This is a genomic window from Chthonobacter albigriseus, assembly GCF_013839445.1.
Taxonomy (GTDB): Bacteria; Pseudomonadota; Alphaproteobacteria; order Rhizobiales; family Pleomorphomonadaceae; genus Chthonobacter; species Chthonobacter albigriseus.
This window is the reverse complement of sequence record NZ_JACDIT010000003.1, coordinates 98267-110645: the sequence shown is the minus strand read 5'-3', so window position 1 is coordinate 110645 and position 12379 is coordinate 98267. Positions and strand designations below refer to the sequence as shown.

At 66.1% G+C, this 12379-nt stretch carries 15 protein-coding genes; 3 read left to right on the top strand and 12 right to left on the bottom strand.

What is annotated here, in order from left to right; translation table 11 throughout:
• Nucleotides 1-45 precede the first annotated feature (45 nt).
• The 8 genes from flaF to HZ321_RS10775 form a co-directional block, all read right to left on the bottom strand.
• A complete protein-coding gene (gene flaF / locus HZ321_RS10810; RefSeq protein WP_181702311.1) occupies nucleotides 46-417 on the bottom strand; it encodes a flagellar biosynthesis regulator FlaF in 372 nt (123 codons plus the stop codon).
• The gene (gene flbT, locus HZ321_RS10805; RefSeq protein ID WP_181702310.1) at nucleotides 356-793 is read right to left on the bottom strand and encodes a flagellar biosynthesis repressor FlbT; all 438 of its coding nucleotides are present in this window, start codon (nucleotides 791-793) and stop codon (nucleotides 356-358) included. Before flbT ends, flaF begins: the two co-directional genes overlap by 62 nt.
• A 37-nt stretch (nucleotides 794-830) precedes the next feature.
• On the bottom strand, nucleotides 831-2024 hold the full coding sequence (locus HZ321_RS10800; RefSeq protein ID WP_181702309.1) for a flagellin N-terminal helical domain-containing protein: 1194 nt from the start codon (nucleotides 2022-2024) through the stop codon (nucleotides 831-833).
• Between the two features lie 192 nt (nucleotides 2025-2216).
• Complete coding sequence (locus HZ321_RS10795) at nucleotides 2217-3662, bottom strand: flagellin N-terminal helical domain-containing protein (RefSeq protein ID WP_181702308.1); 1446 nt, start codon at nucleotides 3660-3662, stop codon at nucleotides 2217-2219.
• Nucleotides 3663-4013: 351 nt separating this feature from the next.
• Nucleotides 4014-4436 (bottom strand): flagellar protein FlaG, encoded by a 423-nt coding sequence (locus HZ321_RS10790; RefSeq protein ID WP_181702307.1) that lies wholly within the window; start codon nucleotides 4434-4436, stop codon nucleotides 4014-4016.
• 183 nt (nucleotides 4437-4619) lie between these two features.
• Nucleotides 4620-5102 carry a flagellar protein FlgN gene (locus HZ321_RS10785; protein WP_181702306.1) on the bottom strand — a complete coding sequence of 161 codons (483 nt, stop codon included), beginning with the start codon at nucleotides 5100-5102 and terminating at the stop codon, nucleotides 4620-4622.
• Nucleotides 5099-5410 carry a rod-binding protein gene (locus HZ321_RS10780; RefSeq protein WP_181702305.1) on the bottom strand — a complete coding sequence of 104 codons (312 nt, stop codon included), beginning with the start codon at nucleotides 5408-5410 and terminating at the stop codon, nucleotides 5099-5101. The genes HZ321_RS10785 and HZ321_RS10780 overlap by 4 nt, the downstream gene beginning before the upstream one ends.
• Nucleotides 5410-6543 (bottom strand): flagellar basal body P-ring protein FlgI, encoded by a 1134-nt coding sequence (locus tag HZ321_RS10775; RefSeq protein ID WP_244635795.1) that lies wholly within the window; start codon nucleotides 6541-6543, stop codon nucleotides 5410-5412. The genes HZ321_RS10780 and HZ321_RS10775 overlap by 1 nt, the downstream gene beginning before the upstream one ends.
• A 224-nt stretch (nucleotides 6544-6767) precedes the next feature.
• Here HZ321_RS10775 and HZ321_RS10770 point away from each other — a divergent pair, with 224 nt between their 5' ends.
• Together HZ321_RS10770 and dksA are read left to right on the top strand one after the other, a co-directional pair.
• On the top strand, nucleotides 6768-7205 hold the full coding sequence (locus HZ321_RS10770; RefSeq protein ID WP_181702304.1) for a flagellar assembly protein FliX: 438 nt from the start codon (nucleotides 6768-6770) through the stop codon (nucleotides 7203-7205).
• A 138-nt stretch (nucleotides 7206-7343) separates the two neighbouring features.
• Nucleotides 7344-7760 (top strand): RNA polymerase-binding protein DksA, encoded by a 417-nt coding sequence (gene dksA, locus HZ321_RS10765; protein ID WP_181702303.1) that lies wholly within the window; start codon nucleotides 7344-7346, stop codon nucleotides 7758-7760.
• Nucleotides 7761-8249: 489 nt separating this feature from the next.
• On the opposite strand, the gene flgH is transcribed toward dksA, so the two are convergent.
• From flgH to flgF, 4 genes are read right to left on the bottom strand one after another with little or no spacing between them, the layout of a single operon-like run.
• On the bottom strand, nucleotides 8250-9008 hold the full coding sequence (gene flgH, locus HZ321_RS10760) for a flagellar basal body L-ring protein FlgH (RefSeq protein ID WP_181702302.1): 759 nt from the start codon (nucleotides 9006-9008) through the stop codon (nucleotides 8250-8252).
• Nucleotides 9005-9997 (bottom strand): flagellar basal body P-ring formation chaperone FlgA, encoded by a 993-nt coding sequence (flgA, locus tag HZ321_RS10755; RefSeq protein ID WP_181702301.1) that lies wholly within the window; start codon nucleotides 9995-9997, stop codon nucleotides 9005-9007. Before flgA ends, flgH begins: the two co-directional genes overlap by 4 nt.
• 11 nt (nucleotides 9998-10008) lie before the next feature.
• Nucleotides 10009-10794 carry a flagellar basal-body rod protein FlgG gene (gene flgG, locus HZ321_RS10750; protein WP_181702300.1) on the bottom strand — a complete coding sequence of 262 codons (786 nt, stop codon included), beginning with the start codon at nucleotides 10792-10794 and terminating at the stop codon, nucleotides 10009-10011.
• A 20-nt stretch (nucleotides 10795-10814) separates the two neighbouring features.
• Nucleotides 10815-11558 (bottom strand): flagellar basal-body rod protein FlgF, encoded by a 744-nt coding sequence (gene flgF, locus HZ321_RS10745; protein ID WP_181702299.1) that lies wholly within the window; start codon nucleotides 11556-11558, stop codon nucleotides 10815-10817.
• A 299-nt stretch (nucleotides 11559-11857) separates the two neighbouring features.
• On the opposite strand from flgF, the gene HZ321_RS10740 reads away from it, so the two are divergent.
• Nucleotides 11858-12376 carry a flagellar basal body-associated FliL family protein gene (locus HZ321_RS10740; RefSeq protein WP_181702298.1) on the top strand — a complete coding sequence of 173 codons (519 nt, stop codon included), beginning with the start codon at nucleotides 11858-11860 and terminating at the stop codon, nucleotides 12374-12376.
• Nucleotides 12377-12379: the final 3 nt, after the last annotated feature.

Here is a 12379-nt window from a genome sequence, read left to right as displayed (position 1 = left end):
CCTCGCCGCGCCCTCGTCTACTTCAGGCCGTTCGACCTTCGGGTTTCAACCCGCCGATCCGCGCAGGCCCGCCGCGATATTGGCATTGATGGTGATCAGAGACGTCAGACGCTCCGGAGCCGGATTGGTGAGGATCCGCATCGACTGGGAGAAGATGAAGACCGCGAGATTGCCGATGTTCTGCTTCACTTCGATCGGCAGCGGGTTTTCCGCGTCGGTGGCGGAGGTCGCCAGAATGGTCCAGAGCTTGCGGTTAAACGTGATGGCTTCGTGGAGCTGGTCCTGGGCGGTTTCCCATTCGTCCCGGACCACCTGGAGCCGGGCCGCCGCCTTGATCAGCAGCGAGGCCTCGAGCTCACGCGGGTTGGCCGTCTGCTGCTGGGTCCGCTGGTACGCCTGCGCCGCCTGATTGTACATGGCTGATCAGCTTCTTCTCGTACTCGATGAGTGCACGTGCTTCCTTCAATGCCTTATAAAGCGAATCGCTTAATATATAGTTACTTATAGTGCTCACGATATCTAATGTGCTGGGTGCCGCTTCAATAATATCCTTGACAAACTCGAAGTATTCTTTCTGAAACTTGGCTACATCTTGTGATAGATACATCAGCTGGACGCACAGATAAATGCGCTTTGCTGGTGTATTTGCCGTCTTGGCGGTGAGGATGTCCTTCTCGCGCAGGATCGGTGCGCTTCCCTCGATGAAGAGGCGGGTCCTCTGATTGTCGTTCGTGATCACCGATTCGCCGATGATGATCCGCTCACCGGGCTTCAATTCCACTTTCAAAGCCATCCGTCTTCTCCCCTTTCTGGGGTGCGGGCCCGCGGCTTCAGCCGCCGAGCATCCTGAGGACGCCCTGGTCTGCTTCCGTCGTGAAGGACAGGGCATTGGAGGCGAACTGCTGCCGCACGTTGAGAGCCAGGAGGTTAGCTGCCTCCTCGTCCCGGTCCGCTGCGACGGCCTGTTCGGCGCCACTCAGAAGCGTACCGGCGAAACCTTTCATGAAGCTTTCGCGGCTCTGCAGCATCGCGAAGCTCGTGCCGAAGGAGGAGGCCATGTCCCGCGTGGTGAGGATCGCCGCGCGCACGCGCGTCAGCATGTCGGGCAGGTCCAGGCGGTTGTCGTCCTCCGGCGTCAGCGGATCGTCGATGTCCACGCGGCCCAGCCATTCGCTCGGGATGGCATCGATCGTCGCGTTCTCGAAGGCGCCGCCTGCCGTGCCGCCGGTGATGGTCATTGTGTCCGCGGTCTCGATGGTCAGCTTGCTGTCCTCGAAGCTCGCGCGAAGGCCGAGGTTGGGCTGGCGGAACGCCTTCAGAAGATCGCTGACGCGGGTCTGGTCGGTGATCTCCAGCAACGCCACCGTTTCGCCGGCCGCATTCTTGACGGTGATCACGTCGCCGTCGGTGAAGTTGGAGGCGTCGCCGATCAGCCGGGTGTCGGCGGAGGCGACCGAGCCAAGGGCGAGGTCCACCTCGAGAGTGCCGAAGTGGCCGACCTCAACCGGCTCGAGGTCGAGCGAGCCCTTGATGTTGACGAGGTCGACGGCCTTGATGGTGACGGCGTTCACCAGCTGGTCGGAGAAGTAGAGCTTCAGGTCGTTGCCGTCGCCACCGAGGAGATTGCGGCCCTGGTATCCGGAATCGGCGGCGGTCTCGGAGACCTGCTTCAGCACGGCGTTGAAATCGCGTGCGATGTCGGCCCGCTCGAAGGCGCTCAGACTGGCCTGGGCGCGCTCGACGTTGGCGCGGGCGACCTGCAGAAGATCCTCGATGGAGGTGAGGCCCTGGTCCGCGGCGCGCACGACCTGGATGCCCTGGCCGATCTTTTCGAGGATCCGGTTGAGGTCAGCCGCTTGCTCGCCGAGTGCCTGCGAGGAGAAGTAGGAGGAGGGCTGGTCGAGCGCCGTTTGAACCTTGACGCCGGTCGCCATGCGATTGCCGGCCTTGCCGGCCTGCTCGATGGCAGTGCGCAGCGCGGTCAGGTTCTCGCGCGTGGCGCGGGTGAGATTCACTTCGCTCATGGGTACCCGACGGGCGTAACGATCCGGTAACCACGATAGGGTCGGTGCCGGTTAACAAAGGGTTAACGCGGCGCGCCGGGCGTCGGGAAATCCACCGGCTGCCCGTTTCGCAGGGCGGGGGGCACCTTGCAGAATGCGAAAGGGCCGGCGGAAACCGCCGGCCCTTCCTTGTCTTCGGAATGTCCGTCTGGATCAGAACAGACGGAGAGCCGCCTGGTCGGCCTGCGAGGCGAGCGACAGAGCCGTCGAGGACAGCTGCTGGCGGGTCTGCAGCGAGAGCATGTTCGCTGCTTCCTCGTTGGTGTCGGCGAGGACGAGCGAGTCGGCGCCGGTCTGCAGGGTGTTCATCATCGACTTGGTGAAGTCGGTGCGGTTCTGCACGATCGACAGGTTCGAACCGAACGCGGACGACTGCGAGCGGATCGAGTTCAGGGCGCTGGAGACGTTGGTCAGCAGCGTGTCGATGTCGGCGTCCTTGTCGAGCTCGCTGGCATCGACGTCCGACAGGCCCAGGTTCTGAGCGGTGATGGAGTCACCGTTCTTGGTCTGGATGTCGAGGGTCGAGGTCGACGTCTCGTTGAAGGTGATCGTCAGCTTGTCGCCGCGCAGAAGATTGATACCGTTGAAGGAGCTGTCGTCGGCCAGCTTGTCGAGCTGGTCGCGCAGTTCGTTGAACTGGTCGGCGATCTTCTTGCGGACCTGGTTGCCGCCGATCGTGGTGCCTTCCTGCTGGGTGGTGCCGTCCGTGATCTCAACCGACAGATCGCTGGTGGAGAGGTTCTCCAGGCGCAGGCTGCCGTTGTTGTTGGAGGCGCGGGCGCTGGCGCTGGCCAGCGAGTCGGCATTGATCGCAGCCACGAGCTCGTCGACGCTCTCGGCGGTGTCGGCGGCCGCGGTGGCGGTCGAGATACCGAAGGCGGAGGCGAGGTTGTCAACGCCGGCGCTGTCTTCCGAAGCGACCGAAAGGGTGCGGGCGGAGGAGGCGGTGATGCGCAGTTCGCCGTCGACGACCGAGGCGCGGACGCCCTGGGCGCCGTTGTCGGAGTTGCGCAGCGCGGTGTTGATCTTGTTGGCGATCTCCTTGGCGCTGTCGCCGGCCTTGATGTTGACCTCGACGTCGTCAAGGGCAGTGCCGTTGTCGTCCGTCATGGAGATCGTCATCGTCGAGTTCTCGACGTTGGCGACATCGAAGCCGGAGGACTCGACCGACTGGAGGGTGACGTCACGCTGCGCGCCGAACGAGCCGAGCTTGGCCGCGTCGGTGGCGAAGGAGACGACCTGCCAGGTGTCGGACGTGGCATCGAAGTCGAACGACTCCGTCTGGAACGACTTGTCCTGGCGCGCCTGACGGAGCGTGGACTGCATGGACTCCAGGTTCTTGGTGATGGAGGTGAGGCCGTTGTCGGCCGCCTCGAGCGTCTTCACGCCGTTGGACATGGCGTCCATCAGGTTTGAGAGATCCTTGGAACGGGAGCTCAGCGAAGACGCGGTGAAGAAGTTCGTCGGGTTGTCGAGCGCCGAATTGACCTTCTTGCCGGTGGCAAGGCGGTTCTGGGTCAGCGACATGTTCGCAGCGGTCGACTGCAGCGACAGGAGGTTCTGACGAACCGCAGACGAGAGAGTGACGTTACCAGCCATTTTCCGAGATCCTTCTCAGTACGCGCCTCATTCTTGAGGCATCCCGATCTTCATCTTGAGCCTTCAAGAAACTCTTAAATCGCTCGCAGAAAACCGTGAGTACTTGTGACAAACGGAGGATCCAATGGCCGTGGTTAATGGTGGAATAATAGAGAAAATGCCAACATTTTATGGTGAATGGACGGTAAACTACTTCGCCTTCTATGAAGTAGTCGTAAATCCAGGGCGATCATGGTGAATGCAAGCTGAACGCCGGGGGATCTTGGTTAGCAGATCCTGAACGGCTGCGGCCCGCGCCGGGGGAGGCGCAGGCTGATCGGCGGAAAGGAGCCGCCGATTATCCCGGTTTCGTCAGGCTTCCAGGTCGTAGGCGGCCGTGCGGCCCTGCTGGATGCCGGTGCCCCATGCGGCGATCGAGGCTCGCATTCTGAGGATCGCCTCCTCGGGCACCTGCTCGACCACGTCGCCCGTCTGGACGTCGAGCTTCTTGAAGACGAGGGCTTCCGTCTGGGGGTCCAACTCGACCTTGCGCTTCACCTCAGAGCCCGACGCCGAGAGCTTCTTCTCCCGCGATGCCTTGGCCGTTTCGGTGGTCTCCGCCCGCTGCTCGCCGGCGTAGGGGGTCTTGTCCTCCACCGACTGCCCTTCCTGGGCGTCGGTCACGGCGGAAGGACCCGCCAGGTCGGTGCGGACGGCCGTGTCTTGAGGGGCCGGCGCTCGTGGCGTCGGCGCGATCGAACCGGTGACGACCGGCCTGATGCTGCCGATTTCCATCTGCATCATCCTCCATGAGGGGCGGACGATCCGCCCCGGATGGATGACGCTAGGCATAGAGGTTTGAAAACGTAGTTCAGCGAATCGATAAAACTTTATCGACGTGCGACTTTTCTTCGGAGATTCTGCTGAACGTCCCGAGGCATAGGCGGGACGCTATCTGTCTACCCGAGCAGGGCTTAATCAGAGGTTTCTGTCGAAGGCGAATCCGCGGACGGGAGCCTCCGCCTGGGGGCGGGCAGGGTGGCCGTAGGTTGCCGGCTGGCGGGAGGCGCCCACCTCGTTGGCGACGGAGCGGAGCATCTCCTCGGCGACGTCGCGGGCGGTGGCCAGAACCGCGAGGTTGATCTGCACCTCGGCGCGGAACAGCTCGTGGCGGCGGCGCAGCGATTCCGTACCGACGGGGTCGTAGGCCTGCAGCGTCTCCACCTCGTCGCGGGCGGCGAGCATCAGGCGGGTGTACTCGGCGGCGCGCTCCTCCTTCTGGTGGGAAAGCTCGGAGGCCTCCTTCAGCTTGCCGGCCTTGACGAGACGGGTCTCCTCCTCCAGCAGCACGAGCAGGTCGTCCATCGCGCGGTGGAGGTCCTCGACCACGGCCTTGGCGGTTTGCGCGGAGGTGACGCGGGCCTCGACGGCGGGCCGCGCGGTCTGGGCGGATCTCATCATGGTCCGTGGGTCTCCTGGATCGCTAAGAGTTCGCGGGCGATCGACGGCGCGAGGCCGAGTCCGCCCTTGCGGGTCATGTCCTTGGCGTACTCGTCCATCAGAAGTTCGCGCCAATTTTGTGACCCGGTGCCGGCGCCAGTGACCGGATCGTTGCCGATCTCGGCGGTCATCATCTTCAGAGCATCGGCGAGGTAGACCGATTCGAACTCCTCGGCGATGCGCATCGCCTCGGCCTTGTCGCGGATGGCGCCGGTGCGCGGGCGGTCGGCGGCGGCCTGGATGGAGAGGGTGTCGAGGGCGGTGACCATCAGAGCACCTCGATCTCGGCCTGGAGGGCGCCGGCGGCCTTGATGGCCTGCAGGATGGAGATCAGGTCGCGCGGGCCGAGACCGAGGGCGTTGAGGCCGTCGACCAGCTCCTGCAGGCTGATGCCGGAGCGGACCACCGCCATCTTCTTCTCGCGGCCGTCCTGGACCTCCAGGGTGGTGCGCGGAACCGCCACCGTCTCGCCCTCGGCGAGCGGGTTGGGCTGCGACACCTGGATGTCCTCGGTGACGAGAACGGTCAGGTTGCCCTGAGCGACGGCCACGGTGGACACGCGCACCTCCTGGCCCATCACGATGATGCCGGTCGCCTCGTCGACCACCACCTTGGCCGGCAGGTCGGGCTCGACGATCAGCTGCTCGATGTCGGTGAGGAGATCGACGATGTTGCCGCGGAAACGCTCCGGCACGGTGACGCGCACGGTGGCCGGGTCCAGCGGCTCGGAGACGCCGTCGCCGAGCAGGTCGTTGATGGAGAGGGCGATGCGGCGGGCGGTGGTGAAGTCCGGGTTGCGCAGCGACAGGCGCAGCGAGGTCTGCGCCGCCAGCGTGTAGGGGATCTCCTTCTCGATCACCGCGCCGTTGGCGATGCGGCCCTGGGTGGGCACGCCGCGGGTGATGGTGGCCGCGTCGCCGGAGGCCTGGAAGCCGCCGATGGCGATCGGACCCTGGGCGATGGCGAACACCTCGCCGGTGGCGCCGATCAGCGGCGTGACCAGCAGCGTGCCGCCCTGCAGGCTCTTGGCGTCGCCGATGGCGCTCACCGTCACGTCGATGCGGGCGCCGGCGGTGCCGAAAGGCGGCAGGTTGGCGGTGACGATCACGGCGGCGGAGTTGGCGGTGCGGATGTTGGCGTCGCGGATATTCAGCTTGCCGAGCATCTCGAACATGGTCTGCAGGCTCTGCTTGGTGAAGGGCGAGTTGTTCAGGCTGTCGCCCGTGCCCTGCAGGCCCACCACCAGGCCGTAGCCGATCAGCTGGTTCTCGCGCACGCCCTCAACGTCCACGATGTCCTTGATGCGGGACGCCGCGTTGCCGGCTCCCGTCAGCGACACCAGGGTGAGGACGGCCAACCCCACGAGGCCGATCCAGCGATTGCGCATTGTCGTCCGATCCATGTCCAAAGGCTCCCGGGCCAGCCTCCGCAAGCGGCGTGCCATTCCCAAGGCGAGTCCGGAAAGCTGAACAACCTCTTGCCAGACAACAACAATCCGTTGCCGAGCGTGGCGCGTGGAAAACGTCGCACGGCCGTCGGCGGCAAGAAGTGCCGGGTCGTTAACGCGGTGTTAACTCTGGAGGGGCGTTATTTTCCCGGCAGCGGCAACGAGGGCTCTTCCAAGCGATGCGGATCACCGGACCCGGACGTCCGATCGGCCCCCAGGGCGGGGCGTCGGTGCGCCGAGCCTCCGACGGCGGGGCCAGCTTTGCGCCGGCGTCGGCGGAGACGCCGGCCCGCGGCGCCCAGACCACTTCGGCCGGTCCGCTCTCCAGCCTCGATTCCCTCATCGCCCTCCAGACCATCGAGGAGGATCTGCCGCGGCAGCGGCGGCGGCGGGTGGTCAAGCGCGGACACGACATCCTCGACGTGCTCGACGAGATCAAGATCGGCCTGCTCGCGGGGCAGCTGTCGGGCGTCGCGCTCGACCGCGTCGTGGCCCTGCTCGGGTCCCTGGAACCCTCCGGAGACCCGGCCCTCGACGGCCTTGTGGAGGACATCGCGCTCCGGGCGGAGGTCGAACTCGCCAAGCTCGGCCGCTACTTGGAAAGGACCCGCGGTTGAGCAGTGCCGGCTAACAAATTGCCAATGAACCTTTTTTCGATGCGGGACGCGCGTTGCGGACGGCGCCTTTTTAGCGTTGTGGCAGAGTGACCCAGTGGATATATTCCGCCGCGCGTTGGACCAGGGAGAGGACACCGGATGTCGATCGAGCTGGCTGAAGACTATCGGCCGACCGAGGACGAGCCTTTCATGAACGACCGCCAGCGGGAGTACTTCCGGCGGAAGCTCATGAGCTGGAAGGATGAGATCCTGAAGGAGAGCAAGGAGACTCTCCAGCATCTGCAGGATGAGAACATCAATCTGCCCGACATAGCGGACCGCGCCTCCTCGGAGACCGACCGCGCCATCGAACTCCGCGCCCGTGACCGGCAGCGCAAGTTGATCTCCAAGATCGACTCCGCGCTCAAGCGTCTGGACGACGGGTCCTACGGCTATTGCGAGGAGACCGGCGAGCCCATCTCGCTCAAGCGCCTCGACGCCCGGCCCATCGCCACACTGTCGATCGAGGCGCAGGAACGCCACGAGCGACGCGAGCGCGTCTACCGGGACGACTAGGGTGGTTCGGGTGGCTGGACCGGTCGGCGAGCGTTGCGGTCACCCCCACTCCTACCTTTTCCGCAAGCCTGAGAGCGCGGGTTTCGGCTGAAGAAGCCGGACGTCTTCCGCAGGACTCAATCGTCGTGGTCCGCGGCTGCGGACCACCCACCCATTTTTCGCGGGGCGATGGAGGGTGGGGAAGGGTGCAAAGTCGTTGGTGGTCCGCCTGCGCGGACCATGACGGCCGGGTGGAGGTAAACCTCCGCCCCCTGAACAGCCGGTTTCTCCCATCACCCGAAACCCCATCCCACGGGCGCGGCGTCCGCTTGAGGAGCCGGAGCGCCGCGCCCGTCGGGGGTGGTCGTCCGCGCTGTGGGGAGCTGGCGGGCGACCGTGGAACCCCGCGGGCCCCGTTGGGGAGCCGGGCGCGCGGGGGATCCGCGGCGGCGCCGGACCTGGGGGAACGGCGGCGCTGCGAAAGGCGGGAGAAGTTGAGCGGCAAACGCCTCAGAAGGGCAGCAGGATGTCGAGCACCTGCTGGCCGTAGCGGGGCTGCTGGACGTCGGTGATCTGGCCGCGGCCGCCGTAGGCGACGCGCGCCTCCGCGATCTTGGCGCTGTCGATGGTGTTGTCGGAGGCGATGTCCTCCGGGCGGATCACGCCGGCTATGATCAGTTCGCGCACCTCGAAGTTGACACGGACCTCCTGGCGACCCTCGATCACCATGTTGCCGTTCGGCAGGACCTGGGTCACCACGGCGGCGACGTTGGTGGTCAGTTCCTCGCTGCGGTCCACCGAGCCGCTGCCGGTGGCGCTCATGTTGCCGCTGTTGGAGATCAGGCCGGATGCGTTGGGACCCGGCGAGATCACGTCGGCGATCACCGCGCCCATCGCACCCTGGACGCCGAGGCTGTCAGACGAGGTGCGGGTGCGCTGGGTGGTGTTCTCGATCGAAGCCTCGTCGGTGATCCGGACGCGGACGGTCAGGATGTCGCCGATGGTGCGGGCGCGCTGATCCTTGAAGAAGGTGCGCGAGCCCGACTGCCACAGTGAATTCGGGCTGTAGGCGACCGGCTCGACCTGCGGCATCGGCATCTGCACCGGGCGATAGCCGGGCTGCGCCGTGGGGTTCTCGATCGCCGACAGGGCAGGTGCCTGGCCGACGTTCTTCAACCGGTCCACCGCGGAGCCGCAGGCTGACAGGGTGAGCGCGGTCCCGGCTGCGAACGCGAGACGAAGGACGGTGCGGGCGAGGGGGCGGCTCATGGGGTGCTCTCTGCGATGCTGGCGAAGCGGGGCGTGACCGGTTCGACGCGAACCGTGCCGGCGGAGACGGCGACCGCCTGGATCGTGCGGCGGGACTGTTCGTTGAGGACGCTGACGATTTCGCCGGCGGATGCGTCCGACAGGGCGCGGCCACGAGCGGTCAGGGTCAGGCCGGGGCGCTCGTAGACGATGGTCACGTATTCGTTGCGGCCGACGACCTTCGGCGCATTCACGTCGGAGGCCGACAGCGTATCGCCGGGGCGGAGCTGCCGGCTCGCGGCCATGCCGATCACCGCCTTCATGTCGCCGAGCGCATTGGCGGCGCGCTTGCGGTCCACCCGGGCATAGCCGACGTCGGCGGAGGTGAGGACGGCGCCGCGGGCGACCGGGCGGGAGACCACCGGGACCTCCACCGTGGCGGTCGCGGTGCCACCGAAGTCCAGCGTGCGGGTGGCGCCGCCACCCAGGTCGACCGCAAGCCGGGCGGCGAAGCGGCCGTTGGAACCCTGCATCGACATGGCCAGGATGGTCGCCGGTTCGGCGGCGAGGGTGCTCGCGTGGACCGTCTCCACGAGGCCGTCGAACGCGACCTCGACGTCCGCCGCGTTGATACCGAGGCGGGAGGCGGCAGCCCGGGCAATCACATGCTGGAAGGCGCTGGCGTCGAGCGGCACCGAGGCGCGTACCACCTTGACGGTGTCCGCCTCGACGCCGGAGACCTCCAGGCCGGCCTTGGCGGCCGCTGCGAGCGCGGCGCTGGCCGGGAGGGCGCCGTCGACGCCGGGGTCCGGGGCGCGGAAGACGGGGGTGGAGGCGAGGTCGCCGGCGCCGGCGAACAGGTCGCCCAGGGTGACGACGTCGCCGGTGACGACCACGTCGGCCCGGAGCAGCGCGGCTGCCGCCGCGGGGCGGATCGCGATGCCGGCGGCGATCGCGGCTGCGATGCCGGCCGCCAGCAGAAGGCGCGCGAGGAAGGAGCGGAAGGTCATGGCGTCTCTCCTCAGCGCAGGTTCGCGGTGGCCTGCGCCATCTCGTCGGCGGCGCGGATGATGCGGGAGTTCATCTCGTAGGCGCGCTGGGCGGCGATCAGCGACGACAGCTCGGAGACGGCAACGACGTTGGCGCTTTCCAGGTGGTTCTGGAGGATCGTGCCGTAGCCTTCGTCACCGGGGTTGGCGACCTGCGCGGGGCCGGAGGCGGCGGTCTCGACGAACAGGTTGTCGCCGATCGCTTCCAGGCCGCCCTTGTTGATGAAGCGGGCGAGGGTGATCTGGCCGAGCACCGTGGAGACGGAAGCGTTGCCGACCACCACCTGGACGGAGCCGGTGGCGCTGATCGTAAAGTCCTTGGCGTTCGCCGGGACGGTGATCGCCGGGTTGAGCTGGTAGCCGTCCTGGGTGACCAGCGTGCCGTTGGCGTCGAGCTCCAGCGAGCCGTCGCGGGTGTAGGCGGTGCGGCCGTCCGGCAGCTCGACTTGAAAGTAGCCTTCGCCGCGGACGGCGACGTCGGTCTCCTTGCCGGTCTGCTCGATGTCGCCCTGGGTCATGATTCGGGGCGTCGCGACGGTGCGGACACCGGAGCCGACGGAGACGCCGGTCGGAACCTGGCTGCCGTTCTCGGAGGTTTCCGTGCCGACCCGGCGCATGTTCTGGTAGAACAGATCCTGGAAGTCGGCGCGCTGGCGCTTGTAGCCCGTGGTGCGCATGTTGGCGATGTTGTTGGAGATGACGTTGACGTTCATCTCCTGCGCCATCATGCCCGAAGCCGCGATGCGGAAGGCTTTCATCTCATGTCACTCCTTCGCCCTCAGGCGGTTGTGTCGCCGAGGCGTTCGATGGCCTTGCTGCGCAGGTCGTCGTGTTCGCTGATCATCTTGGAGACGGACTCGTAGGCGCGCGTCACTTCCATCAAGCGCGTCAGCTCGATGATCCCTTCCACGTTGGACTTCTCGATCGAGCCCTGTTTGAGCATGAAATCGGTCGCCGGCAGCGAGGTGCCCGAGGCGGAGAAGGTGTTGTCGCCCTGGTGGGAAAGGACCGCGTCGTCGGCGAAGGAGACGAGGCGCAGGGAGCCGCGGGGGCCGACGTTGGTGGCGACCGTGCCGTCGTTGTTGATCAGCACGTCCTTTTCGTTGGCCGCGAAGACGATCTCGCCGCCTTCGCCCATCACGGCGTGCCCGTCGGCCGTCACCAGGCGGCCGGTCTCGTCGATCTGGAAGTTGCCGGCGCGGGTGTAGCGCTCCTGGCCGCCCTCGGTCATCACCACGAAGAAGGCGTCGCCCTGGATGACGACGTCGAGCGGGTTGCCCGTCGTTTCGGTCGGGCCTTCCTCGAAGTCGGCGGTGGTGTTCCAGTCCTCGACGAAGGAATGCACCTGGTCGCGGCGCTGGAACGTGTTCGCCCGCGCGACCGGCATCTTGTATTCGTCGAGTTCCAGCGAGAGGCGCTTGTAGCCGACAGTGTCCAGGTTGGCCACGTTGTTGGCGATCACGTCCAGCTTGCGCCTGAGCACCAGCTGGCGAGACAGCGCCACGAGGGATGTGTTCTCCATCGTGCCGTATTCCCCAAGTCCGTTGGCAGCGTTGCGCTCCCCAGCGGCGCTACCGACGGCATCCTCGCAGGATGCGTGCCAGCAACGAACCCTTAAGGAAAACAGACGGTTAACCGGAAAGACGGCATTCGACGCAAGGGGCTGAAGCTGCCGGTCGGCAGGTCGGAGCGGCAAGATTTGCCGCACGGTTAACGCTTCATCAACGTTTCGTTAACCTTTGTGGTCCCACCTTCAGCACAGAGCCGGTGAAGGCCGCGGCAGAGTCGCGGGGCCGGCATCCCAATGATGGTTCAGGGGCGATGGCTGACAAGGGCGAAGAGGGCGGGGCCGAAGGCGAGGAGAAGCCGAAAGGCCTGATCGGAAAGCTGCTCGGCAACAAGCTGATCCTGATCGGCGTCGGGGTGGTGCTGCTGCTCGGGGTCGGCGGCGGGGCCTACTTCTTCCTGTTCGCCGGCGGCGAGAAGACGGCGGAGGAGGCGGCACTCGATCATCCCGCGGCGCCGCCTGAGCCGAGCGCCTACTACATGGACCTGCCGGTGATGATCGTGAACCTGTCGTCGGTGGACAACACTGCCGCCTACGTGAAGCTGGCGGTGACGCTGGAGGTGTCCAACCAGGAGATGCTGCAGGTCATCGAGCCCAACATGCCGCGCGTGCTGGACGCCTTCCAGACCTATCTCCGCGAGCTCAGGACCAGCGACCTGCAGGGGTCGGCGGGTCTCTACCGTCTCAAGGAGGAGCTGCAGCGCCGCATCAACGTGGCCGTCTATCCGGCGCGCGTCGACGACGTGCTCTTCAAGAACGTCATCGTCCAGTAACCG

Excerpts from the sequence above, each read along its gene's own strand:
- HZ321_RS10800 (WP_181702309.1), bottom strand. The coding sequence starts at position 2,024 with ATGAGCGAAGTGAATCTCACCCGCGCCACGCGCGAGAACCTGACCGCG.
- flaF (WP_181702311.1), bottom strand. The coding sequence starts at position 417 with ATGTACAATCAGGCGGCGCAGGCGTACCAGCGGACCCAGCAGCAGACG.
- HZ321_RS10795 (WP_181702308.1), bottom strand. The coding sequence starts at position 3,662 with ATGGCTGGTAACGTCACTCTCTCGTCTGCGGTTCGTCAGAACCTCCTG.
- dksA (WP_181702303.1), top strand. The coding sequence starts at position 7,344 with ATGTCGATCGAGCTGGCTGAAGACTATCGGCCGACCGAGGACGAGCCT.
- HZ321_RS10780 (WP_181702305.1), bottom strand. The coding sequence starts at position 5,410 with ATGGTCACCGCCCTCGACACCCTCTCCATCCAGGCCGCCGCCGACCGC.
- HZ321_RS10775 (WP_244635795.1), bottom strand. The coding sequence starts at position 6,543 with ATGGATCGGACGACAATGCGCAATCGCTGGATCGGCCTCGTGGGGTTG.
- HZ321_RS10740 (WP_181702298.1), top strand. The coding sequence starts at position 11,858 with ATGGCTGACAAGGGCGAAGAGGGCGGGGCCGAAGGCGAGGAGAAGCCG.
- flgH (WP_181702302.1), bottom strand. The coding sequence starts at position 9,008 with ATGAGCCGCCCCCTCGCCCGCACCGTCCTTCGTCTCGCGTTCGCAGCC.
- HZ321_RS10785 (WP_181702306.1), bottom strand. The coding sequence starts at position 5,102 with ATGATGAGATCCGCCCAGACCGCGCGGCCCGCCGTCGAGGCCCGCGTC.
- flgF (WP_181702299.1), bottom strand. The coding sequence starts at position 11,558 with ATGGAGAACACATCCCTCGTGGCGCTGTCTCGCCAGCTGGTGCTCAGG.
- HZ321_RS10790 (WP_181702307.1), bottom strand. The coding sequence starts at position 4,436 with ATGGAAATCGGCAGCATCAGGCCGGTCGTCACCGGTTCGATCGCGCCG.
- flgA (WP_181702301.1), bottom strand. The coding sequence starts at position 9,997 with ATGACCTTCCGCTCCTTCCTCGCGCGCCTTCTGCTGGCGGCCGGCATC.
- HZ321_RS10770 (WP_181702304.1), top strand. The coding sequence starts at position 6,768 with ATGCGGATCACCGGACCCGGACGTCCGATCGGCCCCCAGGGCGGGGCG.
- flbT (WP_181702310.1), bottom strand. The coding sequence starts at position 793 with ATGGCTTTGAAAGTGGAATTGAAGCCCGGTGAGCGGATCATCATCGGC.
- flgG (WP_181702300.1), bottom strand. The coding sequence starts at position 10,794 with ATGAAAGCCTTCCGCATCGCGGCTTCGGGCATGATGGCGCAGGAGATG.